At 30.7% G+C, this 26,831-nt stretch carries 27 protein-coding genes; 17 read left to right on the top strand and 10 right to left on the bottom strand.

Going from position 1 to position 26,831, the window contains the following annotated elements; translation table 11 throughout:
• Positions 1 to 53: 53 nt before the first annotated feature.
• The 7 genes from J2Z42_RS11295 to J2Z42_RS11265 all read left to right on the top strand — a co-directional run bounded on the left by J2Z42_RS11295 (position 54) and on the right by J2Z42_RS11265 (position 9,749).
• Entirely contained in the window at positions 54 to 1,196 is a 1,143-nt protein-coding gene (locus tag J2Z42_RS11295) for a glycosyl hydrolase family 18 protein (protein WP_209702880.1), read from the top strand.
• A 337-nt stretch (positions 1,197 to 1,533) separates the two neighbouring features.
• Positions 1,534 to 1,956, top strand: a complete 423-nt coding sequence (locus tag J2Z42_RS11290; RefSeq protein WP_209702879.1) for a hypothetical protein — start codon at positions 1,534 to 1,536, stop codon at positions 1,954 to 1,956.
• Positions 1,957 to 2,204: 248 nt separating this feature from the next.
• On the top strand, positions 2,205 to 4,862 hold the full coding sequence (locus J2Z42_RS11285; RefSeq protein WP_209702878.1) for a penicillin-binding transpeptidase domain-containing protein: 2,658 nt from the start codon (positions 2,205 to 2,207) through the stop codon (positions 4,860 to 4,862).
• 207 nt (positions 4,863 to 5,069) lie between these two features.
• Positions 5,070 to 6,107 (top strand): FAD:protein FMN transferase, encoded by a 1,038-nt coding sequence (locus J2Z42_RS11280; RefSeq protein WP_209702877.1) that lies wholly within the window; start codon positions 5,070 to 5,072, stop codon positions 6,105 to 6,107.
• A gap of 308 nt (positions 6,108 to 6,415) precedes the next feature.
• Positions 6,416 to 7,351 (top strand): LysR family transcriptional regulator, encoded by a 936-nt coding sequence (locus J2Z42_RS11275; RefSeq protein WP_209702900.1) that lies wholly within the window; start codon positions 6,416 to 6,418, stop codon positions 7,349 to 7,351.
• A 19-nt stretch (positions 7,352 to 7,370) separates the two neighbouring features.
• Positions 7,371 to 8,492: a 5-methyltetrahydropteroyltriglutamate--homocysteine S-methyltransferase gene (locus tag J2Z42_RS11270; protein ID WP_209702876.1), complete on the top strand. Its 1,122-nt coding sequence runs from the start codon at positions 7,371 to 7,373 to the stop codon at positions 8,490 to 8,492.
• 117 nt (positions 8,493 to 8,609) lie between these two features.
• A complete protein-coding gene (locus tag J2Z42_RS11265) occupies positions 8,610 to 9,749 on the top strand; it encodes a 5-methyltetrahydropteroyltriglutamate--homocysteine S-methyltransferase (protein ID WP_209702875.1) in 1,140 nt (379 codons plus the stop codon).
• 39 nt (positions 9,750 to 9,788) lie between these two features.
• Here J2Z42_RS11265 and J2Z42_RS11260 read toward each other — a convergent pair whose 3' ends face one another.
• Positions 9,789 to 10,127, bottom strand: coding sequence for a winged helix-turn-helix transcriptional regulator (locus J2Z42_RS11260; RefSeq protein WP_209702874.1), 339 nt, complete (start codon positions 10,125 to 10,127; stop codon positions 9,789 to 9,791).
• Between the two features lie 245 nt (positions 10,128 to 10,372).
• Here J2Z42_RS11260 and J2Z42_RS11255 point away from each other — a divergent pair, with 245 nt between their 5' ends.
• Positions 10,373 to 10,957: a flavodoxin family protein gene (locus J2Z42_RS11255; RefSeq protein WP_209702873.1), complete on the top strand. Its 585-nt coding sequence runs from the start codon at positions 10,373 to 10,375 to the stop codon at positions 10,955 to 10,957.
• A 179-nt stretch (positions 10,958 to 11,136) separates the two neighbouring features.
• Here the strand turns inward: J2Z42_RS11255 and J2Z42_RS11250 are convergent, their stop codons facing one another.
• The 5 genes from J2Z42_RS11250 to J2Z42_RS11230 all read right to left on the bottom strand — a co-directional run bounded on the left by J2Z42_RS11250 (position 11,137) and on the right by J2Z42_RS11230 (position 15,018).
• Positions 11,137 to 11,646: a flavin reductase gene (locus J2Z42_RS11250; RefSeq protein WP_209702872.1), complete on the bottom strand. Its 510-nt coding sequence runs from the start codon at positions 11,644 to 11,646 to the stop codon at positions 11,137 to 11,139.
• 98 nt (positions 11,647 to 11,744) lie between these two features.
• Positions 11,745 to 12,737, bottom strand: coding sequence for an NADH:flavin oxidoreductase (locus tag J2Z42_RS11245; RefSeq protein WP_209702871.1), 993 nt, complete (start codon positions 12,735 to 12,737; stop codon positions 11,745 to 11,747).
• Positions 12,738 to 12,747: 10 nt separating this feature from the next.
• Positions 12,748 to 13,776, bottom strand: coding sequence for a [FeFe] hydrogenase H-cluster radical SAM maturase HydE (gene hydE / locus J2Z42_RS11240; protein ID WP_245331595.1), 1,029 nt, complete (start codon positions 13,774 to 13,776; stop codon positions 12,748 to 12,750).
• A gap of 319 nt (positions 13,777 to 14,095) precedes the next feature.
• A complete protein-coding gene (locus J2Z42_RS11235) occupies positions 14,096 to 14,716 on the bottom strand; it encodes a flavodoxin family protein (protein ID WP_209702870.1) in 621 nt (206 codons plus the stop codon).
• A gap of 143 nt (positions 14,717 to 14,859) precedes the next feature.
• Entirely contained in the window at positions 14,860 to 15,018 is a 159-nt protein-coding gene (locus J2Z42_RS11230; protein ID WP_209702869.1) for a hypothetical protein, read from the bottom strand.
• A 303-nt stretch (positions 15,019 to 15,321) separates the two neighbouring features.
• On the opposite strand from J2Z42_RS11230, the gene J2Z42_RS11225 reads away from it, so the two are divergent.
• From J2Z42_RS11225 to J2Z42_RS11215, 3 genes are all read left to right on the top strand, one after another.
• A complete protein-coding gene (locus tag J2Z42_RS11225; RefSeq protein ID WP_209702868.1) occupies positions 15,322 to 15,585 on the top strand; it encodes a metal-sensing transcriptional repressor in 264 nt (87 codons plus the stop codon).
• A gap of 65 nt (positions 15,586 to 15,650) precedes the next feature.
• Entirely contained in the window at positions 15,651 to 16,622 is a 972-nt protein-coding gene (locus J2Z42_RS11220; protein WP_209702867.1) for an ABC transporter ATP-binding protein, read from the top strand.
• Entirely contained in the window at positions 16,609 to 17,418 is an 810-nt protein-coding gene (locus J2Z42_RS11215) for an ABC transporter permease (RefSeq protein ID WP_245331594.1), read from the top strand. The genes J2Z42_RS11220 and J2Z42_RS11215 overlap by 14 nt, the downstream gene beginning before the upstream one ends.
• Before the next feature lie 89 nt (positions 17,419 to 17,507).
• Here J2Z42_RS11215 and J2Z42_RS11210 read toward each other — a convergent pair whose 3' ends face one another.
• The gene (locus J2Z42_RS11210; protein WP_209702866.1) at positions 17,508 to 18,857 is read right to left on the bottom strand and encodes an aminotransferase-like domain-containing protein; all 1,350 of its coding nucleotides are present in this window, start codon (positions 18,855 to 18,857) and stop codon (positions 17,508 to 17,510) included.
• Positions 18,858 to 19,113: 256 nt separating this feature from the next.
• Between J2Z42_RS11210 and J2Z42_RS11205 the strand changes: the two genes are divergently transcribed.
• The 4 genes from J2Z42_RS11205 (at position 19,114) to J2Z42_RS11190 (ending at position 23,134) form a co-directional block, all read left to right on the top strand.
• Positions 19,114 to 19,764, top strand: a complete 651-nt coding sequence (locus tag J2Z42_RS11205) for a bifunctional 4-hydroxy-2-oxoglutarate aldolase/2-dehydro-3-deoxy-phosphogluconate aldolase (RefSeq protein WP_209702865.1) — start codon at positions 19,114 to 19,116, stop codon at positions 19,762 to 19,764.
• Positions 19,765 to 19,778: 14 nt separating this feature from the next.
• Entirely contained in the window at positions 19,779 to 21,005 is a 1,227-nt protein-coding gene (locus tag J2Z42_RS11200) for a peptidase U32 family protein (protein WP_209702864.1), read from the top strand.
• Between the two features lie 64 nt (positions 21,006 to 21,069).
• On the top strand, positions 21,070 to 22,263 hold the full coding sequence (locus J2Z42_RS11195; RefSeq protein WP_209702863.1) for a pyridoxal phosphate-dependent aminotransferase: 1,194 nt from the start codon (positions 21,070 to 21,072) through the stop codon (positions 22,261 to 22,263).
• A 40-nt stretch (positions 22,264 to 22,303) separates the two neighbouring features.
• The gene (locus tag J2Z42_RS11190; protein ID WP_209702862.1) at positions 22,304 to 23,134 is read left to right on the top strand and encodes a carbon-nitrogen hydrolase family protein; all 831 of its coding nucleotides are present in this window, start codon (positions 22,304 to 22,306) and stop codon (positions 23,132 to 23,134) included.
• 6 nt (positions 23,135 to 23,140) lie between these two features.
• On the opposite strand, the gene J2Z42_RS11185 is transcribed toward J2Z42_RS11190, so the two are convergent.
• Together J2Z42_RS11185 and J2Z42_RS11180 are read right to left on the bottom strand one after the other, a co-directional pair.
• Complete coding sequence (locus tag J2Z42_RS11185) at positions 23,141 to 24,022, bottom strand: DMT family transporter (protein WP_209702861.1); 882 nt, start codon at positions 24,020 to 24,022, stop codon at positions 23,141 to 23,143.
• Between the two features lie 16 nt (positions 24,023 to 24,038).
• Positions 24,039 to 24,593, bottom strand: coding sequence for a helix-turn-helix domain-containing protein (locus J2Z42_RS11180; RefSeq protein ID WP_209702860.1), 555 nt, complete (start codon positions 24,591 to 24,593; stop codon positions 24,039 to 24,041).
• A gap of 184 nt (positions 24,594 to 24,777) precedes the next feature.
• Here J2Z42_RS11180 and J2Z42_RS11175 point away from each other — a divergent pair, with 184 nt between their 5' ends.
• Complete coding sequence (locus J2Z42_RS11175) at positions 24,778 to 25,299, top strand: putative ABC transporter permease (RefSeq protein ID WP_209702859.1); 522 nt, start codon at positions 24,778 to 24,780, stop codon at positions 25,297 to 25,299.
• A gap of 83 nt (positions 25,300 to 25,382) precedes the next feature.
• On the opposite strand, the gene J2Z42_RS11170 is transcribed toward J2Z42_RS11175, so the two are convergent.
• Positions 25,383 to 25,919, bottom strand: a complete 537-nt coding sequence (locus tag J2Z42_RS11170; protein WP_209702858.1) for a nitroreductase family protein — start codon at positions 25,917 to 25,919, stop codon at positions 25,383 to 25,385.
• A gap of 215 nt (positions 25,920 to 26,134) precedes the next feature.
• Here J2Z42_RS11170 and J2Z42_RS11165 point away from each other — a divergent pair, with 215 nt between their 5' ends.
• Positions 26,135 to 26,770, top strand: a complete 636-nt coding sequence (locus J2Z42_RS11165) for a TetR/AcrR family transcriptional regulator (RefSeq protein WP_209702857.1) — start codon at positions 26,135 to 26,137, stop codon at positions 26,768 to 26,770.
• Positions 26,771 to 26,831 lie beyond the last annotated feature (61 nt).

The following is a 26,831-nucleotide window of genomic DNA, read 5'->3' as shown; positions in this document are numbered from 1 at the left end:
TCTGATTGAATATAATGGCTAATAGTAGTATGTAAATGAGAGGCTTTGTTATTGTGAATATATATGTAGTAAAAAAAGGTGATTCCATATGGTCAATAGCACAAAAATTTAGAATGGATCTTCAAAGTATAATAAGAGTAAATAAATTAGATCCAAATAAAAGCCTTGTAATAGGGCAAACTCTTGTAATTCCACAAGAATCCAGAAAATATGGTTCTATTGAGACTAATGCATTTATACAACCTGCAAATCCAGAGAGAGATAGAAGTTTGGTTATGGAAACAGGAAGATATTTGACTTATATAACGCCTTTTAGCCATCATGTCACGAAAGAAGGTGGAATTACTCCTTTAAATGATAGTGTAATAAGGAGTACCTCAAAATATTTTAGAATTGCACCACTCTTATCTGTAACTAATATATCTGGCAAAAATTTTGACACAGATCTAATACACAATATACTAAATGATGAATCTCTTCAAAATAATTTGATTGATAATATAGCTAATACATTAAAGAGTAAAGGATACTATGGAGTTGTAATAGATTTTGAAAGAATTCCTCCGGAGGACAGAGAAAAGTACAATAATTTTTTGAGAAAATTAGTAGCAAAGTTACATCCTATGGGATTTATTGCTGCAACGGCATTAGCTCCAAAAACGTATGATGTTAAAAAAGGAGCGTGGCATGGAGCACATGATTATAAATCTCATGGAGAAATAATGGATTTCGTTATAATAATGACGTATGAATGGGGTTGGTCAGGTGGCCCACCTATGGCTGTCGCTCCAATCAATGAAGTGAGAAAGGTAATAAATTATGCAAAAAGTGTAATACCACCTAGTAAAATAATGATGGGAATGCCTCTCTATGGGTATGACTGGACACTTCCATACACACCAGGAGGAGAATTTGCAGAAAGCATAGGAAACCAAGAAGCTATAGAAAGAGCTAGAAGATATGGGGCACAAATAAAGTTTGATGAGAAATCAAAATCGCCTTATTATAATTATATAGATGAGGAAAGAAGAGAGCATGTGGTGTGGTTTGAGGATGCCAGAAGCGTTTTTGAAAAGTATAAATTAGTTAGCGAAGATAAACTCAGGGGAGTAAGCTATTGGGTACTAGCTCAGCCTTTCCCTCAAAATTGGGCGGTATTAGGTGATATGTTTAATATAAAAAAGATTGCTAATTAATATTAAAGCTGTCTCGAAATAATTTTTAAAATTTTTTGAGACAGCTTTTGTTGTCTATAAATGGTATGAAAATATCTTAATGAATAATAATTGATTATTTAAGGGCTTGAGGGCGTGCTTTCATTTTGGTATTGAAGAAGTAAAAGTTTCTTTAGATAAAGCAAGAATTCTTAAAAAGAGTAAAAAACAAGGTAATGTAACCTTAGCTAATATGTATGTAGACAGCTAGACATGAAAATTAATGTAAATTTTACTATATATAATACGATTATACTTATAAAGGAGATGTATTAATAATGAAAAAAGTAAAAAACAAATTTTTAGGAGGTTCTTTATATTGCTAAGTATAAATAATTCAATTTATGGAAGAAATTTAATATATTCGTATAAGAATATTAAAAATAACTTAAATAATAATTATGATTATATTAATAAAGCAATTACTGATAAAGATACTGATGATAACAATGAAGAATTTAACGTACATGATAGTACCTTTTCACAATTGATCAAAGAAGATAGGAAATTGCTTAAAGATGGAAAAATTACAGAGGATGATTATGGTTGTATGATGATTCATGCTTTTGTTTCAAGAATTTGTGTCCGTAATGGTAAAATCGTATATAAATCTGATAGTGATTATAGTCAAGATTGGGCATATACATTTAATGAAATACAAACAAGCCATAAAAGTGCTGGGTTGTCTATAGATGATGATGAAGATGAAAGACTTCAAAAGATAATGAAAAGTTTAGAATAATTTAAAATTTTCTTAATATTCCGATTTTAGAAATGGCTATTTATATTAAAAATATTAATAATATTTAGAACTTTAATGATAAATATTGACATATGGAATTCTTTAACTTTTTATAGAATAAATATGATATAATATTATTTATATTAGTATATTCTATACAAATATACTAATGTTTACATATAAATAATACATTATGTAAGTTTTAGAGGAATGATGATTTTGTGAGATTAAAAAAAGGGAAAAAAAGAATGTCTAGATATACTGCTCTTATTGTAATCATGGCTATTATTTTTGGTTGTATTGGAGTACAGCTTTTTTTGTTGCAGATTGTAAAAGGTGATGACTACAAGGAGCAAGCAAACAATAAATCTATTAAGGAAATATCAGATCCGGCGCCGAGAGGAAATATATTGGACAAAAATGGAGCAGTTCTTGCCACAAGCAAACAGAGTTATACTCTGGTTTACAATCAGACAGATGAGAGTGATAAATACTTTTTCAAAACTATGGACAAAGTGTTCAAGATACTTGATGCTAATGGTGAGACCCAGCAGGATGATTTTGAACTTAAAATAAATCCTTTTAAATTTGAATTTAGAAGCGATGATGCAAATACAAGAAGGACTCTTGAGATAAATTTTAAAAGAGACAGAGGATTTAATACAGATATAGAAAAAAAGATAAAAGCAAGTAATAAAAATATTTCAGATGACGACTTAACGAAACAGGTTAATGATGAATTAATGAAGATATCACCGCAGGATACCTTTAATAAGCTTCTTAAGCAGTACAAAATAAGCAGTGCATATACAATTGAAGAACAGAGAAGATTTATGATTATTAAAGATACTATAAAGATGCACAGTTTTTCAGGTTACAATCCTGTGACTATAGCCAGCAATATGAATAAAGAAACTGCGTTGAAATTTTCTCAGATGCTTAGTGACCTGCCGGGAGTAGATGTAAATACACAGCCAATAAGATATTATCCTAACAATGATTTAGCATCAGCAGTAATTGGATATATATCAAAAATAAGTACTGACTATGATAAATACACTGAAAAAGGATATGATTCAAATAGTGACTATATAGGTCAGGCTGGTATTGAAGCTGCGCTTGAAGATAGACTTAAAGGATCAAAGGGTGGAAGAATAGTAAAGCTTGATAAAAATGGAAAGATAACTGAGGAGCTTGGCAAAAAAGATCCTTATCCGGGCCAGACAGTACAGCTTACTATAGATAAGGATGTACAGAAAGCAGCTGAGACAGCACTTGATACCAGGATGCAAGAACTTAGATCAAATCCGTATGGACAGCAAAGGTCAGATACAACCAATGCAACCAGGGCAGCAGCAGTTGTAATTGATGTCAATACAGGAGGCGTAATTGCACTAGCCAGCAGACCGGGATATGACCCTAATCTTTTTGCAGTACCAGGGAGACTATCAACAGATTTATATAATCAATATTTCAGTCCTGATTTAGAAAAATTCGGGAAACAATATATTGAACAGAGGGGAATTGCAAGCAGATTAGGCGGAACTGAAGAGGATGCACTCAATAAACTCTTCCCTATAGATAAAAGTATAAAAAATAATACAACTATAAGACAGGATGCTTACGATATATATCCAAAACCATTTTATAATTATGCAACACAATCACTTATACCACCAGGATCAACATTTAAACCAATGACAGCTATTGCAGGACTTGAAAGTGGAGCAATAACCCCTGATTTTGGTGTTGATGACGAAGGCTTTTTTGATCAAGGTGGAGGACATATTGTACCATTTAAGTTGGATGGTGCAAATGGTTATGTTGATTTAACTACAGCTATACAAAAATCCAGTAACCCTTATTTTATGACGGTTGGCAAGAGAATTAGAGAGTATTTTGGAGATGATACTTTAGCTAAATATGCATGGAAATTTGGACTTGGAGTATCTACAAGTGGAAATGTTAAAGCATCTACCGGTATAGAAATTCCAGAAAAATTCGGTCAGGTGTACAATACTGTAACAAACAAAAATACATTTGCAAGCACGTATCTTTGGAAAACTATGTCTTCACTAAAAAACGGACAGGATGATTATGGACATAAATTTACTCAGATAAACTTATATGATAATGATAGTGATTCAAGTAAAGTTAAGAGTATAAAGACAAATATCAAAAATTTAATACAGGACTCTATAAAAAGTGGTGATAAAGCTTTTGTCAAGGCAAAATATAAAGAGCTGCTTTCAGAACTTATAAGTGAAGATCCTGCATATAATGGAAAAGAAATCAGCGACAGCAAATTAAATTCAATAATTCAGGCAATTTATTATATAACAGTATCTGATGCTAATGCTCAGTTGAATGTTCCCGCAAATATAGAGAATGCATCTATCGGACAGGGAATTAACCAGTTTACACCACTGCAGATGGCAAATTATATTGCAACTATTGCAAATGGAGGTACAAGATACAAAGTACATCTTGTAAATAAAATATTGGATTCAAACGGAAAAGTTATAGAGAATGTAAAGCCTAGTGTTATAGAAAATACTGGAGTCAAGGCTTCTAATATAGCTGCTGTCAAGGCTGGTATGGAAGCTGTTAATGAAAAAGGTACTGCATCCCAGACATTTGCTAATTTCCATATACCTACAGCAGGAAAAACTGGTACTGCAAGCTTGGGAAGTCAGGACCAAATGGAACAAATTGGTAGAGCTGACTATGCCGAATATGTTGGATATGCACCTCTTGATAAACCACAAATAGCTGTATGTGTTGTAGTATTTGATGGTGGTCAGGGAGCAGGCTCTGCTGAAGTTGCAAAAGCTATTTACACTGCGTATTTTAATAAATTAAATATTAGTACTAGCAACCAAAATACTTCTGTGTTAAAAAAATAATTATATAGTAGCAACTAATCAACATTTTAAAGTTGAAAGTCCAAATTATGTTTGGGTGACTGATATTAGTACATGGGAGAATTTCTAAGAGTAAAAATATAAACAATGTTCTTTGAAAATTGAATAATACGATGTATCATATAATTAATGTTAATCAGTATAAGATAGTGAATCGCTATAAAAATAACTAGTTGAAGAGGTAAAATCATGAATTTCAAAAAGATTATATGCTGTTTTTTTATAATTGTATTTTGTATTGGTTTTAATACATCTTGTTCTACTAAAATAAATGAGGAACCAGTTACGAAAGAAACAGTTGCACTAGATACTATAATAAGTTTGAAATATTATGGTAAAAATGCTAATGAGGCTATCAATGAATCAATGAAGAAAATTTCAAATATTGAAAATGAAATGTCTATATTTTTACCTAATAGTGAAATATCACAGATCAATAAAAGTTCTGGTGAAAATTCAGTAAAAGTAAACAGCGATGTGATGTATGTATCAAAAAAAGCATACGAACATGCTAAACTTTCTAATGGTGCTTTTGATCCAACAGTGGAACCTATTACTGATTTATGGGGCGTAGGGACAAACCATCAAAAAGTTCCGACAGAAAGTGAAATTAAAAAAACTAGAAGTTTAATAAATTATAATGACATTATTATTGATGAAAAGAATTCAACTATTAAATTAAGACGAGAAGGTCAAGGAATGGATTTTGGAGGAATAGCAAAAGGATATTGTGCAGATGAATTAAAAAAAATATGTGAAAAATATAATATAAAATCTGCAATTATTGATCTTGGAGGCAATGTATATGACGTTGGTGATCAACCTAATGGAAAACCATGGAATACTGGAGTACAAGATCCTCTTGGTGATAATGGTGAATTTATAGGCATTATAACAAATACAGATAAATCAGTAGTTTCAGCAGGTGATTACGAGAGATTCTTTGTAAAAGATAGAAAAAATTACGGGCAAATTTTTGATCCACTAACAGGTTGTCCGGCTAATAATGGAGTAATAGCAACAACAATTGTATCTGATTATTCGATTGATGGTGATGCATTGTCAAATAGCTTATTTGTTCTTGGAGTCAATAAGGGATTAAATCTTATCAAGTCTTTTAAGAGAATAGACGCATTATGCATAACATCTGATAAAAAGATATACTTAACACCTGGAATGAAAAAAATATTTAAAGTAACTAATACTAAGTACAAAATTGCAAATTAAATAATTTATATGATACTGGTATTATTTAAAAAGCTTACGGGATTTTTATGTTTGCAAATATCAAAAATATTGACCTAAAGTTAGGTTTAGGTATTAGAATATATTTATCATAATATATGAAAAGAGTGTTTACCATGCTTCTACTATCTATAAAATTAAACGAATGGGAAACACAAAAATTAGAGGAGTCAATTGCATTTATCCAAGTAACTACGCGTGATGCAAAAACTGGTCCAGAATTTGATAGATTGAAAGATTTTCATATAACAATGCAATCAAGAAATAATACTGAAGAATGGGGTGATATATTGACTCTTCAGCAATTAAAATATGCTGTTGAAGTTTCAAACTGTGGTTCTATGAACGAGGCAGCAAAAAAACTTTTTATATCTCAACCGAGTCTTTCAAATGCTATAAAAGAGCTTGAAGAGGAGCTTGGAATTATTATATTTGATAGAAATAACAGAGGAATTAGTATTTCAGCAGATGGAATTGAATTTCTGGGATATGCCAGGCAAATTATAAAACAAGCTGAATTATTAGAAGATCATTATAAGGAATCATCGAGGATAAAAACTGTACATTTTTCTATTTCAACGCAGCATTATACATTTGTAGTAGATGCCTTTGTAAAATTAATGAAAAATTTTAAAGCCGAAAGATATGATTTGAATTTGAGAGAAACAAAGACTTATGAAATTATTGAAGATGTAAAATTGCTTCGCAGTGATATAGGTATCCTGTATATAAGTGAAAATAATTCAAAAGTTTTAAATAAGATATTTCAAGACAATGATCTTAAATTTACACCATTATTTAATACAAATCCATATATTTTTATTAGTACTAAACATCCTCTTGCAGATAGAGAGTTTGTGGATATAAAAGATATAGCACCTTTTACATATGTTAAATTTGATCAGGGAGAAAATAATTCAATGCATTTTTCAGAGGAGATGATAGATCTTTCTGAAATGAACAAAATAATTTATGTTAATGATAGGGCTACTCTTTCAAATTTGATAATTGGTACAGATAGTTATACTGTTGGTACTGGAGTTGTGGTTTCTGATTTAAATGGAAGCAAAATCAAATCAATACCATTGAAAAGCAATGAAATATTTACAGTAGGTTGGATTTCACATAAGAATATAAAATTGAATAAGATAGGCAAGGATTTTATAGATATATTAAATGATATTGTATCTACAAATTACTTTGATTCCAGTTATTATTTGTTGTAAATATAGAATGGAGGAAAACATGATTAAGGAATTAACAGGAAGAAAAAGAAATATGCCTCCTTTTCGTTATGATATTGTAGGGAGTTTTCTTCGTACGGAAGAAATTAAAATTGCTCGCAGGAGATTTAAAGAAGGAAATATAAGTTTTGAAACTTTAACCCATATTGAAGATATTGAGATTAAAAAATTAGTACAAAAAGAAAGAGAGTTGGGTTTAAAGGCTGTTACAGATGGAGAATTTAGAAGATCCTGGTGGCATTTGGACTTCTTTTTAGGTATAGATGGTACAGAAAAGATAATATTGAATGAAGGTAGAAATATCAATGGTTCAAGAATTATGGCTGAGAGTTTTCGTATTGTAGATAGAATAGCATTTAATAGCAATCATCCAATGATAAGACACTTTAAGTATTTACAAAGTATTTCTGGTAATTGTATTCCTAAATTTACAATTCCATCTCCAGCGCTATTTTATTTTGTACAAAGTCATAATCAAAACAATGTATACAAAAATGATGAAAAAATTATAAGAGATATTATAGAAGTTTATAAATCGGCTATTAAATCTTTTTATAAAGCAGGTTGCAGGTATATGCAAATGGATGATACTGCATTGGGAATGCTATGCAGCCAAAGATATAGGCAGTATATAAGACATATAAATGTTGACCCGGATAAACTTGTTTGTGAGTATTTGACACTTATTAATGAGAGTATTTCAGATTGCCCGGATGACATGATTATTACACTGCATATATGTCGTGGAAACTTTCATTCCTCATGGTTTGCATCAGGAGGTTATGATTTTATTGCTGAAACAGTTTTTAAAAATTGTAAAGTAGATGGATTCTTCTTAGAATATGATGATGAAAGATCGGGTAATTTCGAGCCGTTGAAGTTTATAAATAAACAAATTGTTGTACTAGGTCTTGTAACAACAAAACATGGTGGACTTGAGAGCAAAGGATATATTAAATCTCGTATTGCTGAAGCTTGCAAATATGTTGATATAAATCAGCTTTGTTTAAGTCCTCAGTGTGGATTTGCTTCTACAGAAGAAGGAAACATAATTACAGAAGATGATCAGTGGGATAAAATAAAACTTATTGTGGAAACTGCTAATGAGATATGGAATAAATGAAAGTGCCTGTTATAGTTAATTTCTATAACAGGTAATAGTTTTTTGGAGTTACCCATATAAATTTATCTATGTTATACTTGTTTCACAGTAAAACAAGTTGATGAAGGAGAGACTGAAATGAGTATAGTATTTGAAAAAACGGATAAAAGAACTACAACTCCATTTAGAGCAGATATAGTGGGAAGTTTTTTACGTCCGCAAAGTATAAAAGATGCACGTATTAAATTTAAAAAAGGAGAAATTTCTTCTGAAAAATTAAATGAAATAGAAAACAAGGAAATAATAAAGTTGGTTGAAAAAGAGAAAGTAGTTGGACTTAAAGCTGTTACAGATGGTGAATTCAGACGTTCATGGTGGCACCTTGATTTTATGTGGGGGCTTGATGGTGTAGAGAAAAAGGTTATAGATGAGGGATATAAGTTTAATGGATTGGAAACTAGACCAGAAACAGCTGTACTTACTGGTAAAATAGGATTTAGTAATAATCATCCTATGATTTCACATTATAAATTTCTAAAAAGTATCGCAGGTGATGATGTAATTGCTCGCCAGAGTATACCTGCTCCCGCACAGTTTCTTGCAGAGCTGCAGAGAGGTGAAAATAAGGAGATTACAGATTCAATTTATAAAAATACAGAAGAACTTGTATCTGATATAGCTAATGCCTATAGAAAAGCTATAAAGGCTTTTTATGATGCTGGCTGCCGCAGTCTTCAACTAGATGATTGTACATGGGGAATGTTTTGTGATAAAAAGTATTGGGAAGCCCGTCAGACAGAAGATATAGATATGAATGAAATTGCAAAGTTGTACGCAAAGGTAAACAATGAAGCAATTAAAGGTCATCCTGATGATATGGTTATTACAATGCACGTTTGTCGTGGAAACTATCATTCATCATGGGCATCTTCAGGTGGATATGAGGCTGTAGGAGAAATACTATTTGGTACGGTTAAAGTTGATGCTTTTTATTTAGAATATGATACTGATCGTGCAGGAGATTTTGCTCCACTTAGATTTGTAAAAGATCAGCTTGTAGTATTAGGTTTAATTAGTTCTAAAACAGGAAAGCTTGAAAATAAAGAAGATATAATAAAGAGAATAAAAGAGGCAACAAAATATATAGAACTGAATAGATTATGTCTAAGTCCTCAATGTGGTTTTTCATCTACTGAAGAAGGTAATATTCTAACTGAAGAGCAACAATGGGACAAGATTAAATTAGTAAAAGAAATTGCAGAAGAAGTTTGGAAATAAGCAATAGCCCTCGATGTTCAAAGCATCGGGGGGGTATTGCTATCGAGAAATATGTTCATGTCCCCATCTACAAATTTCTTGAAGGACAGGCATAAATGATTTTCCCATTTCAGATAAACTATATTCTACTTTAGGTGGAACCTGTGGATATTCATTCCGAATTAATAATCCATCTTGTTCTAATTCTTTTAATTGTGATGAAAGCATTTTGTGTGTGACTTTTCCTAAGGCTTTCTTAATCTCATTGTAACGCATAACTTCTTTTTTCCAAAGCCAGAACAAAATATGCATTTTCCATTTGCCATTAATTAATGATATCGCATAAGCAAACGGCTCAATGTGTACTTCATCATAAGGAGCTACATTTTTCGTTTCCATTTTTAACTCTCCTTTTTAATAGTATATTACAATTAAGTGCATTCTATATAAAACATCATATTCATATTAAAATAAAAACAAATCTAAGTCAAGGCTGACCTGTAAGTTCATATTATGGAAAACATTCCTCGTAGATTTCATTTAACAAAATTTTATTATTGATTGCATTCATTTTCAGTGATAAAATTATAAGAAAATTGTAACTATTTTATTTGCGATATTTATAAACAAATTGGGGGATAAAAATGAAATATTGTATCCTTATGGGAAGTCCACGTAAAAATGGAAATACATCTAAATTATTAAAGCCATTTATTGAAGAACTTAAACTTTATCAAGTTCAGTATGATTTGATTTGGCTTTATGATAAACATATTGAACCTTGTATTGCTTGTCGGAATTGTCAAAAAGACTGGACAATTTTTGGATGTCGTTATTCCGATGACGTGCAAGAAATCTTTGATAAAATATACGATTGCGATGTCATTATTTTAGCTACACCTATTTATTCATGGTATTGTACACCGCCTATGAAATCATTGTTGGATCGTTTTGTGTATGGAATGAATAAGTATTATGGTGATGAAAAAGGACCTTCTCTTTGGAGTGGCAAAAAGTTAGCTATCATAACTACTTGTGGGTATAAACCAGAAAAAGGAGCTGATTTATTTGAAGAAGGCATCAAAAGGTATTGTAAACACTCCCAATTAAAATATAGTGGAATGCTTGCTGAAAGAGATTTTGGGTATAAATCTGTTTTTATGGATAATGAGAAAGATAAGCACTCCAGAGCTTTTGCACAGTATCTTTATAGCAGTAGCCTTCTTTGAGCATGAAGGTTAGATTATTCTTACATCATATGGCCTATATGATTATCTTGAAAAAAGGTAGCAAAAATTGGTACACTAAAATAGTTAATAATCGGTCTGTCGAATGGATTTTAATCTGTTAATACGACATCCCATTCGGGGATGTCGTACAATATAAATAAAATGTATAGAATCTTTAACTATTCTCTTACAAGAATTTTTTCTATTTCTGCAATATAGAGTCTATGATAATCTTTTTCAGGATATATTTTTTGCTCTAAGTCACTTGCTATAAAACATTCAGGTTTAAAATCTTGAGCATATATTTTTTTACATATAATCACCATATTTCCTTCTTTAAAATAAGGTGTATTATTTTCATGTTGAATTGTTAAATTTGCTTTAGAAATTTTATCCTCATCTCTGCCAGATACAGTTCCAATATAAGCTAATTGTTTTTTAAAAGTTTTATCTAAGAATGTTAGAGAAAATGTATCAGAATTATCTACAAACTTCCTAGTATAACGTTGAGGTCTTATAACAATATAGGCTACATTTTTATCAAACATAACACCAAAACCGCCCCAACTTGCAGTCATAGTGTTTACTTTATTATTGTCTTCTGCTGTAATCAGCATCCAATCTTTACCTATAAGTTTAAATGTACTTTTATCTAATTCTTCTGGTTTAATTTCTTTAAAATTATTCATAATTATATTCATTCCTTTCTTTAAAACTCATATATTTTCTTTAATAATATAAATTACTCTGTTTAATAATATGGTATTTCAACTCAATTATTAAAATTCTAACTATTTTTTTGATTTAAAATACATCTTTTCCCATGAGTGTTGAAACACTGATTACATGAAACACATTTTGGTTCTTTATAATCCCCAGATGCCCATTTATTTATCAAATCTGGTTCACTAATCAAAGTACGACATAAACCAAAAAATTCTATATTAGTACTGTTTAGAATCTCATTTATTAGATCAATATTTCTGTTTCCACCTGTAAGAATAACTGGAATAGAAACATCTTTTGCTAATTTTGTTGCATGATTTTTAAAGTAAGATTGTTTATCTTTTGAAAATGCTATTTTTTTTCTTACTGCATCCAGGTTATTTTCAACAACATATAATGATGAATCATTACCACCAGTAACCTCAATTGCATCAATACCTGCTTTTTCAAGCATTTTAGAAACTATGATACTTTCTTCACTTGTCAATCCATCTTCCATGAAATCCTCAGAATTAATTTTTATTAATATTGGATAATCATTTCCTACAGTTTTTCTAATTTCATCATATATTTCAAGAATAATTCTAGCACGATTTTCAATACTTCCACCATATTCGTCAGTACGAACGTTGTAATGCGGGCATAAGAACTGACTAAGAAAATATACGTGTGCTGCGTGGATTTCTACTGCATCAAAGCTTGATTCCTTAACTCTTTCTGCCGCCTTTCCAAAAGACTTAACTAAATGCTTAATTTCATCTTTACTAATCTCCACTGGCATAATTCCAGTTACTTCATTTTTAATAGGGGAAGCTCCAAAAATAATTGGGCTTGGTGAATCTAAATGAGACCTTGTGCCACCATATGTTATTTGCATAATAATATTAGCTTCATGGCTATGAACCATATCTGTAAGTTTCTTATATTCAGGAATAAAACTATCATCATAAATTCCCATCATATTAGGAGCAGGTTGTTCAATCTTTTCTACATCCATTATAAAATTATTTAAACTTAAAAAGAAGTATGCACTTTTTTGATAGATACTATCCAAAAGGAGAGCATTATATCTTCTTTCTGGAACCTAGTTCTTTTGAAACTGTTCTTCCTATAGAGTTTATTTTTCTAGAAATACAATTCCAACATTTATTTGGAGTTTCATTTACACATATTTTTCCGGGATAAATGGCATATAATTTTCTATATTCACCTTCTGTTATATTGGGCATAACAACATTAGCTCCACTTGAAAGGGCTATTATTCTGCCATTTCTATTTAAACTTTCCATTGCTGTTGTAGCAGGTATATTAGAGTTTGGCAGTAAAAGCCTAATTAAGGCCATTACCTTAATACTTAATTCAAAGTTGTCTGATTTAAAATCTTTTAGTGGTGTATCTTTATTAGCAATAAATGGACCTAATCCAATCATATCTGCATCTATTTTTTTAAAAAATAATATGTCATCAGCTATAGATTCTATAGTTTGATTAGGTAAACCTACCAAATTACCAGTTCCAACTTCATACCCTAATGATTTTAGATTTCTAAGGCATCTTTTCCTTTCCGCGTGAGTCATTCCAGGATCTAATTCTTCATAAAGTTTTTTATCAGTAGTTTCTATTCTAATTAAATATCTATCTGCTCCTGCTTCTTTATAAGCTTTATATTCATTAAAAGTCTTTTCACCCAAACTTATAGTAACTGCTACTCCCAATTTCTTTATATTTGTTATTATGTATGTGAGAATATCTACGGTATAATATGAATCTTCTCCGGATTGTAAGACTATGCTCTTATATCCATATCTCACTGCTTTTCTGGCCAGTTCTATTATTTCATTAGGCATTAATCTATATCTTTTAATGTTTGAATTAGACTTTCTAAGACCACAATATAAACAATCACGTTTGCATATATTAGAAAATTCAATAATTCCCCTTAAATGAACCTCATCCCCCATATATTTTTTTCGAACTCTATCAGCTGCCTTAAAAAGTTCCTTATCTATACTACTGTCTTTAAATATAGATACAAGTTCTTTTTTATTTAAATTGTGACTTCTCTCAGCTTTTTCAATTAACTTTATATTCATAGATATCCTCCTAAAACATAATAATATTTCAATTTTTTAAAAAACATCATAGTACAGTCGTTTTTGTAAGTTGCGTAATTGATGATAGCACTCTATTAGTAATTTTTAAGGGACTAACGCTTTTCTTATAAAACAAAGACTTAATATAAAATTATGATATTATAATGTAGTCTATATATCTACGAATAAAATTACTATCTGTACTAACACAAATTTAGTGTATGTACTCAATTTACTAAAGTATAAAAACAAAACAATACCCATCCTTACGAAATGGATATTGCCCAATTAAGTTAATTGATTAATAACTAGTCCTTAATTAACGAATAAAGTTTGTAAGTATTTTACTTTCCATTTCTGGTTCTTTAACAGTATCTTTTCCGTTTTCAACCAGCTTCATAAGCCATGCCATATTTTTCCCAAGCACTCTCATTATTTGTTTTCCTTCTTCATCTTTCTGTACTTCTCCAGGTGTTGTTCCATGTATTACATTCCAGTAGTTTGTACCTGGAATAAGCATTTCAGAATAATTAAGATAATTAGTTAATTGATTAAAAGTTGGAACTCCTCCTGATCTTCTAACAGCAACTAAAGCTGATCCTACCTTATGCCTTAAATCTCCACCATTGAGAACATAAAATGCTCTATCCAAAAATGATTTCATAGTTCCGCCTATAGCTGAATAATGTACTGGCGACGCTAATATTATTCCATCTGCCTCTCTCATTTTTTGTATCCATTCATTCACTTCATCATTAATTACACACTTTCCAGTTTTCAAACAAGTGTTACAACCAAGACATCCTCTTATTGTTTTATTTCCTACATGAACGATTTCAACTTCTATGCCTTCATTTTCAAGTTCTTCTGCAACCATATTTATAGCAAGATAAGTATTTCCTTCTTTTTTGGGACTTCCATTAAATGCAACTACTTTCATAAGTGTTACCTCCTCAAATATATTATTAATTTTTGCACACATATAATTTTTTGAATAGAATTCCATGCTTCATGAGTACAATTGTAAATCTTTCTTCCTTTTATTGCATCACCGATTATATCAGCAAATGGATAGTGACTCTACTATATAACACTTTTACCCATATCATAAGCCTTCTGCATAGCATCTGTATATTTTATTTCTCCCTTTCCACTTACCCCTGCTCCATAAAGAACTCCTTTTTCTACAGAACCTCTTAAACAATCTAAAAAACCTCGTAAACTTTCAATGGTTCTTTCCAAAGTTTCCTTAGATATTTATCATTGTCAAATAGTTAACAATAAATCTTTTTTAGCATATCTCAAAAATGGCAATTTGTATAGAACGCACTTTTTTGATAGATACTTTCAAAAAAGTAAGAATTGTAGCAATACCTTCCCACATATTTTTTTGAAAGGATTGACAGTTTAATTAAGTAGCAGTAATATAAAAATATACCCCCTCCGGGGTGTGGGTGATAAATCAAAAAAGATATAAGGTTATATATCTTTATCAAAAGTAATTAGTAATATGATATCGATGTTTATTTAATGGAGGTGAAAAAGATGAGAGCAGACAAAAAGAAAGTAACGCGTCTTTTAAAAACTGCCAGAGGGCAACTTGATGGTTTACTTAAGATGGTTGATGATGATCGTTATTGTATCGATATATCCAATCAACTTATGGCTACAATGGCAATTTTACGCAATGTGAACAAGGAGGTGCTTCATGCACATTTAAACGGTTGTGTGGAGGAAGCCTTTGAAAAAGGTGATCAACACAAAAAAATTAGTGAGATAATGGAAATAATGGACAAACTTGCAAAATAATTTTTTTAAATGAAAGTTGAAAATTATGGAAATGATATTATATAAAAGGTAAGCGAGGTGTTAATATGAAAAACAATATTTTAGAAGTTAGAGATTTGAAAAAAACTTTTCATATGAAAAATGGACGTAAAATCGAAGCTGTAAAAAATATAAGCTTTGATGTAAAACGCGGCGAAGTGTTTGGCTTTTTAGGTCCAAATGGTGCAGGTAAAAGCACAACCATAAGTATACTAACTACACAAAGAACCGCCACCGCTGGAGAGATAATACTTGATGGGGAATCTTTGATTAAAAATCCGGTCGAAGCACGAAGAAAGATTGGTGTTGTTGCACAGCACAATAATTTAGACAGAGGATTAACCGCAAGAGAAAATCTCATCTACCATGCGAAATACTTTGGAATGGAAACAAAAACTGCAAACCAAAAAGCGGATGAATATCTGGAAAAGTTCGGCCTTGCAGACAGGCAGAATGATTATGTGCGAAGTTATTCAGGTGGTATGGCACAAAGGCTGAAAATAGCTAGAGCAATGATACATACTCCAGAAATACTTTTCTTAGATGAACCAACAACGGGACTTGATCCTAGCTATCGAGCTATTTTATGGGAGCAGATGACTGAACTTAACAAAACTGCTGGCACAACGATTTTTCTTACTACCCACTACATGGAGGAGCCAGAACAGTTTTGCGAGCGAATCGCAATTATCGACCAGGGAGAACTCAAAGCAATTGGTACTTCAGCTGAGCTTAAGGCTATGATTCCTTCCAACAACATTGTATCCATGAAGCTGTCTAACTTGAATCAGAGTTATGTGGAAGCGGCAAAATCATTGCCCGGTGTAAAAAAAGCTGTTATTCAAAATCGAATGCTTATGCTTTATATGAAGGATGCACAGCCGGATTTCAACTACTTGATTAATTGGACAAAACAACAAAACACAACTTTACAAAATATCAGTTTGAGTTCAAGCACATTAGATGATGTGTTTATTCATCTGACAGGAAAGGAGATTATTAATCATGAAAATAAATAAGAAAGAAAAAGGTGTGACATTTACAGCTTTTAAAGCTATGATTAAGCGTGACCTTGTTATTCAGCTCAGAGATAAGTGGGAATTTATTTTCCGTGTCGTAATGCTACCGTTAATTTTGATATTAACTTATGGATATATTCTGCCAAGAATCGGATTACTTCCCACAAACTTTCCGAATAGGATGTTTTCCGGAATGATTGGAATGAGCATGCTGGTTACCGGCATACATGGTACAGCCATACCATTCACGATGGATTTTAACAATCTAAGAGAGATTGAAGATCGATTGCTTGCTCCTGTGCACATTAATATAATTGCTTTAGAAAAAATGGTTGTCGGTATTATTGAATCCTTTATCGGTGGTTTGATTGTTTTGCCGGTGTCACTTATTTTCATGGGAAATGCTCTCGACTTTTCTGTAACATCGGAGCAGATTCTTATGCTTATCCCCGTACTGATTTTAATTTCAATTGCATCAGCATGTCTGGGTCTTCTGGTGGGTACTATTATTAAACCGATGCAGATTGCTGCGATGTTTCCGGGATTTTTAATGCCAATGGTGTTTTTAGGTGCAGTCTTCTTTTCATGGGGTGACCTTTCCGCAGCGCCAATCATTCAGAAAATTGTACTTGTGAATCCGCTTGTGTATGCAAATGAAGCATTACGTGCAATTCTTACACCACAGATTGTGCATATGCCTATGTTATACAGTATTGCCGGGCTGATAGTAAGTATTTTTATTATGGGATATTCCGGCAAAAAGAGATTTACAAAAATGGCAACTGGTGCGGAGTAATGTAAAAACAAAATGGGGCTGTTGTATTAGCATTGAAAAAAATATATTGATTGATACAACGGCCCCATTTACAAGAGCCTTATAATGCTCTAAAATTTATTGTAAGTTAAATACTTTTGTATAGTGTCTAGTACTATAGGTATACCTTTTTTAATCTTTTCTTCATTTGTTTTACTTATGCTAATTCTAAAATAATTATCAGTTCTATATTCTTTTAAAAAACAAGTCCTTGTATCTAACAATTGTATATTTTGATTGGATAATGTGCTTATTATTTTGTCATATCTTAACTTATTATCTACATAAATACAAGCAAAATATCCTGATCTAGGGACATTCCATTTTATTTTAGGTTGTTTAAGTGACGAAAGAGTATTTTCTAAGCAGGTCATTCTATTGGAATACAATTTGCTAATTTTTCTTCTATGTATGTCAAACATACCGCTTTTTAAGTAAATTTCCAGAGCGCCTTGGGACAGTACTGGACTATTCATATCTGTCCACTTTTTATAATCTAGAAAAGTTTTCATTAATATTTCTGGCAGTATAAGTACTGCAACTCTTAAGCCAGGCATTAGAATTTTTGAGTAACTTTTTAAATAAATAACCTTTCCAGAAGTATCATAAGTAAACATAGGATCATTTTTTTTATCTAAATCCAAATCGGCAGTAATATCATCTTCTATAATATAGACATTATATTTCTTGGCTAGTTTAATTATAGCCATTTTTTCCTGCTTATTATAGGAATATCCTGTAGGATTGTGAAATCTTGGAATTGTATAAAAGAATTTAATATTTCCGTACTTAAACATGTTTTCTAGTTCATTTAGATTTATTCCATTAAATCCTCTTTCTATTCCTAATGCTGGAGTTTTGTTTAACTCAAGGTATTTTATCATTCCATAATAAGTAGGTTGTTCAATAAGAATATTAGATTTACTATTTGGAAAAGGCATAATTGATAATATATTTAGTGCTTGTTGGGAACTTGAAGTTATTACAATGTTGTCTTCATGTGTAAAAATTTGATATTGATGCAAGTGGTCTTTAAGTACATTCCTTAATGAATTTAAACCACGTGGATCTGAATAAGTAAATAATGTTTCTTTGTGTAATTTAATAGATTTATTTAAACAGTGCTGTAAATCTTTATAAGGAAATGTTTCAATATCTGGTACCCCTGATGAAAAATCAAAAATAGTATTTTTAGAAGAATTAATATTATGAAAATCTTCTAGTAAATAATATCCGCTTTTTGGTGAAGAATAGATGATATTATCTTTTTCAAGTTTATCGTAAGCTTTTAAAATTGTACCAATACTACAATTAAATTGTTGAGATACAGTTCTTATAGAAGGTAATCTTTTTTTATAAGTAAGGCTGCCTTCTGAAATTTCCTTTTTAATATACTTAATAATTTTTTCATATTTTAGCAATTCAAGTAACTCCTTTTGCACTAAAGTAGATTATGATTTTTTATGTCTAAATTATATTATATATTCTTTTTTTTCACAACAAATAGTACAGTATGCGATTTTACTTATCATTTATAATATAACTTCGATTTTGTACTAGTACAGAGTGCAATTTTATTTCTTGATATGTGAATTTTGCTGTAATATTATGAAAAAGAAGTCACAATTATAAATTTTGGTTTATTTAATTATTTAATAAAGAAAGGAAGTTAGAAAAATGAAAAGATCGGAAGTTATAAATAAATTTTTAGAGGACGGCGTTGTTGCTGTAATTAGAGCAGAATCAAAGGAACAAGGAATTAAAGCTATTGATGCTGTTATAAATGGAGGAATTAAAATAATTGAAATTACTATGACAGTTCCAGGAGCTATTGATATTATTAAGAAATTATCTGAAGTCTATAAAGATGAAAGAGCTCTTATAGGAGCAGGTACAGTACTTGATCCTGAAACAGCAAGAGCTTGTATGTTAGCTGGAGCAAAATTTATTGTAAGTCCTAATTTAAACATAGAAACATTAAAAATTTGTAATAGATATGCAATGCCTGTTATTCCAGGAATAATGACAGTTAATGAAGCAATTACGGCACTGGAATATGGAGTTGATATAATAAAGGTATTCCCTGGAAGTGCCTATGGTCCTTCAATAATTAGTGCATTTAATGGTCCTCTTCCACAAGGAAAATTTATGCCAACCGGTGGGGTAAGTTTAAGTAATGTTAAGGATTGGATAAAGTCAGGAGCAGTAGCAGTAGGTACTGGTGGACAGTTAACAAAAGGAGCAGAAAATGGCGATTATGAATTGGTAAAAGAAACAGCTGCTAAATTTGTTAAAGAGGTCAAAAGTGCAAGAGACAGTAAGAATTAAAGGATGGATTGATTATGAATAAGCCAGAACTTTTGGCTCCAGCAGGCAATTTGGAAAAACTTAAGGCAGCTATAAATTTTGGAGCTGACGCTGTGTACTTAGGAGGAAGCAAGCTTAACCTAAGAGCATTTGCAGATAACTTTACTGATAAGGAATTGAATGAAGGTATTGAATTTGCTCATTCAAGAGGAAAAAAGGTACATATTACAGTAAATGTATTTCCTCACAATGAGGATCTACCAGGACTTGAGGAGTATCTTAAACAATTATATAACATGGGTGCAGATGCAATACTTGTTGCAGACCCTGGAATTATAATGACGGCAAGAGAAGTTGTGCCGGATTTAAATATACATTTAAGTACTCAAGCAAGCTGTATAAATTATAAATCAGCTTTATTTTGGCATAATTTAGGTGCTAAAAGAGTTGTTATGGCAAGAGAAACAACTCTTAAAGATTTTAGATATATAAGAAAAAAACTTCCGCAATCTTGTGAAATAGAAGCTTTTATTCATGGCTCAATGTGTATGGCATATTCAGGCAAGTGTTTGCTTTCAAATTATTTAACAGGAAGAGACTCTAATAGAGGAGCTTGTGCCCAACCATGCAGATACAAGTATCATTTGTTTGAAGAAAAAGTACATGGAGAGTATGATGAAATTACTGAAGATAGTGATGGAACTTATATATTGAATTCCAAGGACTTATGTATGATAGAGCATATTCCTGAGCTTGTAGATTCAGGAATAAATTCCCTTAAAATTGAAGGAAGAATGAAGAGTTCATATTATGTGACATCTGTAGTGAAAACTTATAGGGAAGCTATTGATAAATACATAGAAGATCCAAAGAATTATGTATTTGATTCTAAATGGACAGAGTATCTTTTAAGGCCCAGCCATAGACCATACACTACCGGATTTTTCTTTAATGATGACATAAGGCAGCATTATGATAGTTCTTCCTATATTCGAAACTATGACATAGTAGGCATTGTAAGGGATTATAATAAAGAATCTCATATTGCAACCATAGAGCAAAGAAACAAGGTTTACAATGGAGATATAGTTGAAGTACTAACTCCTAAAGGAGATAATAAGATTATAAAGCTTCAAGATATGAAAAATGAAAATGATGAACTTATAAGCAGTGCACCTTCGGCACAAATGATTTTTACTATATATTGTAATGAAAAATTAATGGTAGATGATATGCTTATTAAGTATAAAAAAAATAAATAACGTAAAATATTATTATAATTTGAAGTGTGATGGTCATAATTTAATTTATATTGGAGGAATTAATATGATTTTATCAAAAAAAGTAGGTAAAATAGCACCATCAATTACATTAGAAATTACTGCTAAGGCAAAAAAAATGAAGGCTGAAGGAACTGATGTAATAATATTAGCTGCAGGAGAACCGGATTTTAATACTCCTTTAAATATTCAAAATGCAGCTATAGAAGCAATTAAAAACGGATATACAAAATATACTCCTGCATCAGGGATTGATGAATTAAAGACTGCAATATGTAATAAGTTTAAAAGAGACAATAATTTAAATTACTCTAGTTCTCAAATTATAATTTCAACTGGAGCAAAGCAGTGTATATCAAATGTATTTCAAGCAATTTTAAATCAAGGGGATGAAGTAATTATTCCTAAACCATACTGGGTTAGCTATCCAGAACTAATTAAGCTTTCAGATGGTGTGCCAGTATATGTATCTGGCAGCAGAAAAAATGATTTTAAATATGAGGAAGGAACATTAAGAAAGGCAATTACTCCAGAAACTAAAGCAATTCTCTTAAATAGTCCTAATAATCCAACTGGTGCGATATATAGTAAAGAAGAATTATCTTTTATAGCAAATATAGCAAAAGAAAATGATTTGATAATAATATCAGATGAAATATATGAAAACTTTAATTATGGTAATTCAAAGTGTACAAGTATAGCAAGTCTTAGTGAAGATGCATATAACAGAACTGTTGTAATCAATGGTGTTTCTAAAACATATTCCATGACTGGATGGAGAATTGGTTATGCAGCAGGGAGTGAAAAAATTATTAATTTTATGAACAACGTACAAAGTCACACTACAGCTAATCCAAATTCTATAGCACAGTATGCAGTATTAGAGGCTTTAAATGGTGACCAGAGTTCAGTTGGTTTAATGGTAAAGCAGTTTAAGGACAGAAGAGACTATATAGTTGAAGAAATAAATTCAAATAATATACTTTCATGTTTGAAACCATCAGGTGCTTTTTATATCATGATTGATATATCTAAAATGCTTGGTAAAGTGATAAATGGAAACAGGGTTAATAACTCTATAGACTTTTGCAGTTTGCTTCTTGATGAAGAAAAGGTAGCCGTTATTCCAGGTGATGGTTTTGGAGTAAGTAACTATGTAAGGCTTTCTTATGCCGTCTCAATGGAAACTATTAAAGAAGGTATTAAAAGGATACTTAACTTTGTACAAAAATACCAGTAAGCTCTAATTTATTTCTAAGGTAAGGAAAGGAGGTAATAATGTGAAAATTGCTTTAGCACAAATGAAAATCAATGAAAGTACAGAGAAAAATTTTGAAAAGTGTTTACAATTAATTGAAATGGGTGCAAAGAATGGTGCAGAACTGATATGCTTCCCGGAATTACAGCTAAGTCCATTTTTCCACCAATATGAAGGTGTAGATGTATCAAATTATATAATTTCAATTGAAGATAAAAAAATAAAAAAAATGCAAGAAAAATGCAAGAAATTTAATATAATGGCATTTCCAAATATATATCTAAGAGAAAATAAAAAGTACTATGATGCTTCATTATGTATTAATACAGATGGCGAAATAATTGGAGTGTCTAAAATGGTTCATATTATGAGATGTCCTCAATTTTATGAACAAGATTATTATTACTCTTCCGATACCGGATTTAGGGTATATGATACACCTCTAGGGAAAATAGGTATAATAGTATGTTTTGATAGACATATGCCAGAAAGTTTTAGAATATGTGCTTTGCAGGGAGCAGATTTGATAATAATTCCTACTGCCAATGTTAAATGCGAGCCATTAGAGAAGTTTGAATGGGAGCTTAGAATTTCTGCTATGCAAAATAATCTTTTTATAGCAATGTGTAATAGAGTTGGAAAAGAGGGAGAAATGGACTTCGCAGGAGAATCAATAGTTGTTGATCCGGATGGTGATGTAATAGTAAAAGCTGATGGAAAAGAACAAATACTTTATGGGGATATTGATATAATGAAAGCATTAGAAAGTAGAAATAATAAACAATATATTAGTTTGAGAAGACCTGATGTTTATTCAAAAATTTGTGACATCAATACTAAAATTTTTGAGTAAACATCTTTATAACTTGTTAAGTTTTTGAAATAAAATTGAAGCACCTATGATAATACATCCTCCAATTATAGTTACATGTGAGGGCACTTCTTTAATTACTATTAATCCCATGATTGTAGATAACAGTGGAGTAATAAACATAAAATTTGTAACAGTGGTGACTTTTTTTGCTTTAGATATTGCTGTTACCCAGAATAGATAAGCAATTGCACCTGGAAGAAAACCTAAGCAAATGACATTTACAATTTGAAGCATAGGTGCAGCCCACAGCTGTGCTAAGCCATCTTTCAAAAAAACGGTAAGTAGTATAGTTCCTGCAAATATACTATATGTAGTTGATTCAAGTGGAGTGTACTCTTTTAAAAGTTTACGTTGTATTATGTTATATAGTGAAATACAAAATGCTGCAGTGAGTATCCACTCAACTCCTTTATTAATAGAAAATATACCATCATTTAGTGCGATAATGATTATACCTAAAAATTCTAATGCTATTGCAATCCAGCATATCTTATTAATTCTTTCTTTGTAAAATATTACTGCTAGAATAGCTGTTATGATTGGTGCTGTGCTTGTTAAAACACTTGCTGTAGATGCGGTTACGGTAACAGAACCCTTATTAAATGCATATACATAAAGAGCAAAACCCAGTAAGCCTGTTAGAAAAAACATTGGAATATCTTTTGGCTTTGGAAGAGATATCTTTTTTATAATTGCAAAAACAAGTAAGAAAATACTTGCAAATAAATATCTAACTGAACCCAGTGCTTCAGGTGTAAAACTCACAAAGGCCACTTTTGTAAATACAAATGCAGATGCCCATAGGATAACTGTTATAAAAGCGTATGTTAGTACAATTATATGTGTTTTATTAAATCTATTTTCCATAAAATCACTCTCATTTCTACTTTGAATAAAAGATAGTGTTGCAGAATATTACTTTTGTATTGTTATAGCTTTGATATGAATGAGGAACATCAGCTTTAAAGCCAATAGATTGTCCTGATGATATTAAATATTTTTTATTTTCTACTTTGACTAAAAGTTCGCCTGTAAAGACAGTTAAATATTCTTGGGTGCCAATTTGGTGGGGCTCTGAATTACTAGATCCATCGGGTTCCAATTCGCCGTAAAATATTTCAAAATTACGATTATCAGCAAATGGAAACATGGTGTAAATTCTAAAACTATTATCAGCAGTGCTGACAGGCATTAAGCTATTTTTATCTACAACAATTGTGTCCATTTTAGATTGAGATATGAGAGAAGATAGGGATATCTTCAGTGTATTTGATATTTTATAAAGAGTATTTATAGATGGATTGCTTTCAGCTTTTTCAATTTGACAGAGCATACCTTTGCTTACACCTGTTATTTGTGACATTTTGTCAAAACTCAATCCTTGATCTTCCCTGATCTTTTTTAAATTGTAAGCAACTATTTTATTTATATTTTCCATGAACTCTATTTTTTCTCCTTTAGTTCAATATAATGATAATAGTATACTACTATATTAAACAAAAGTCTATTAATTTAATGTAAGCTCGAAAAATTAATTGATTACTTTTACAAAAAAGGGCAATATAAATATAGATTGTAATAGAGCATAAGGAGGCGAGTGACTAAAGGAGTCTTTAAATAACATGGAATATTCAAATAGAAGCAGTAAATACTTAAAAAATAAAGTAATTAATTTTCTTGTCTTTGGCAGTATATATCTTAATGTAGAAATAATAACCAGGGCTTATTGCAAATGTTTGGTTGGTTTTAATAATATAACTAAATGGAGCTTATGCGGTTGGACTTCTTTATGGATGTTCCCTATAGGAGGACTATGTGCGGTATTGATTGGAAGCTTAAATGACAGACCTAGATATTATAATTTAAAAATGTGGCAGCAAGTCATAATTGGAGGTTCTTTAATTTCTGCTGTGGAATTGATAACCGGAGTATTTTTTAATCTGTATTTACATTTAAATTTATGGGATTATTCAGAAAATAAGTTTAATTTTATGGGACAGATAAGTTTACAGAATTGTATTTTATGGTATCTATTAAGTGTAGTAGTCATATGGTTTGATGATTTATTATCTTACTATTTTTATGATGAAGAAAAACCGCAAAGTTTACTTAGCTATTTTATAAGATTAATTAAATTTCAATAGAGTAAATAATTTTATGTATCAAAGATACAAACCCTATCTTGCAATTTAAGATGGGGTTTTTGCTTTTATATATGGAGTCATGCTTAATCGATGAATTGAGAAATCTCAGCCATGTTTTTACGCACTTTAGTACGAAGCTTTGTATCTGCGGAATATCCAATGCTTACTACAAGCCTGATTCTTTTTGAATTTGGTATATCAAGTAATTTTTTTAGCTTTTTCTCATTGAACCAGCCCATAATACAGGTTGATAGTCCTTGTTCTGTAGCTGCAAGGCATAAATGAGCAGTTGCAATACCAATATCGATAGATGAATAATCTTGATTTTTAATTGTTTCTCCAATTCGTGCTTTAATATCTCCTTTTTCTTCAAGTATAATAATGAATGCAGGACACTTAGCTGTGAATTTATTCATAACTAAATCTTGAAGGCATTCAGAAACTTTAGACGATAGTTCCCTGTTATTCACAACTATAAATTTCCAGGGTTGACCATTGCAGGCAGAAGGGGCAATTCTACATGCTTCTATGCAGGCCACTAACTTTTCTTTTTCAACTTGTTTACTTAAATAGTTTCTACAGCTTTCACGCTGTTTAATTAAATCGAAAAAATTAGTCATAATAATTAATAATCCTTTCATAAATATATTTTGAGTTCAAAAATTTAAATCTATTTGTGTTTAATATTACCATAGATAAATGAAAAAAAGTATTATTAAATATGATGAAAGTTTTATAATGGTATTATCATGGGGTGAAAAATGTGTTGACTTTAGTAAAATTTAATACTAAAATTATTTTGTTGAACGTTTGATGAATGAGATGAGGAAATTATATGAATAGTAAAAAACGAATGACTAGCAGACAATTACAAGCTATTGAAAGAAGGCAGCAATTACTTGGTTCAGCTAAAAAGTTATTCGCAAAAAATGGATATTATAACACTTCTGTTCGTTCTATTACCCAAAGCATAGGAATGGCAGATGGATTAATTTATCATTACTTTCCAAATGGAAAATTAGAAATTTTACATACCATAATAAGAGAGGGCTGCGAAGTTTTGAGTGAGCATGTAAATAAAATCTTAGCTGGTATAGATGATAAAATGACATTAGATGAAGTTATAGTATATTTTTGCAAAGAAGCAAGAAACACTTTTCAACTTGACAATGAGTTGATTATTATTATGTTTCGTGAAAAAGATTTATTAGGAAGGGAAACTAGTGAATTACTTTTAAAAACATTTGTTAAGATTTGGAATGCAGTAAATGCTTTTCTTAAAAAAAGAGCCCAATTTGGTGAAATTAGACAATTAGACTTTGGGATGGCAACACATCAGTTAATGTGTACAGTTGCAAGTACAGTTATTATGAAGTACTTGGGAGACAATAAACTTCAGCAGCATAATGATAATACTTATATAGAAAGATTGATACAATTTACAACAAATTCATGGAAAAGGCTAGATTAGTAATTAATCTAGTTTTTATTAAAACAAATATATTCAACGAACGTTCAATTAATTAATTTAA

Source organism: Clostridium algifaecis, from assembly GCF_017874415.1.
Taxonomy (GTDB): Bacteria; Bacillota; Clostridia; order Clostridiales; family Clostridiaceae; genus Clostridium_B; species Clostridium_B algifaecis.
Note: the sequence above shows the minus strand (reverse complement) of the source record. Positions and strands in the feature narration are given on the sequence as shown.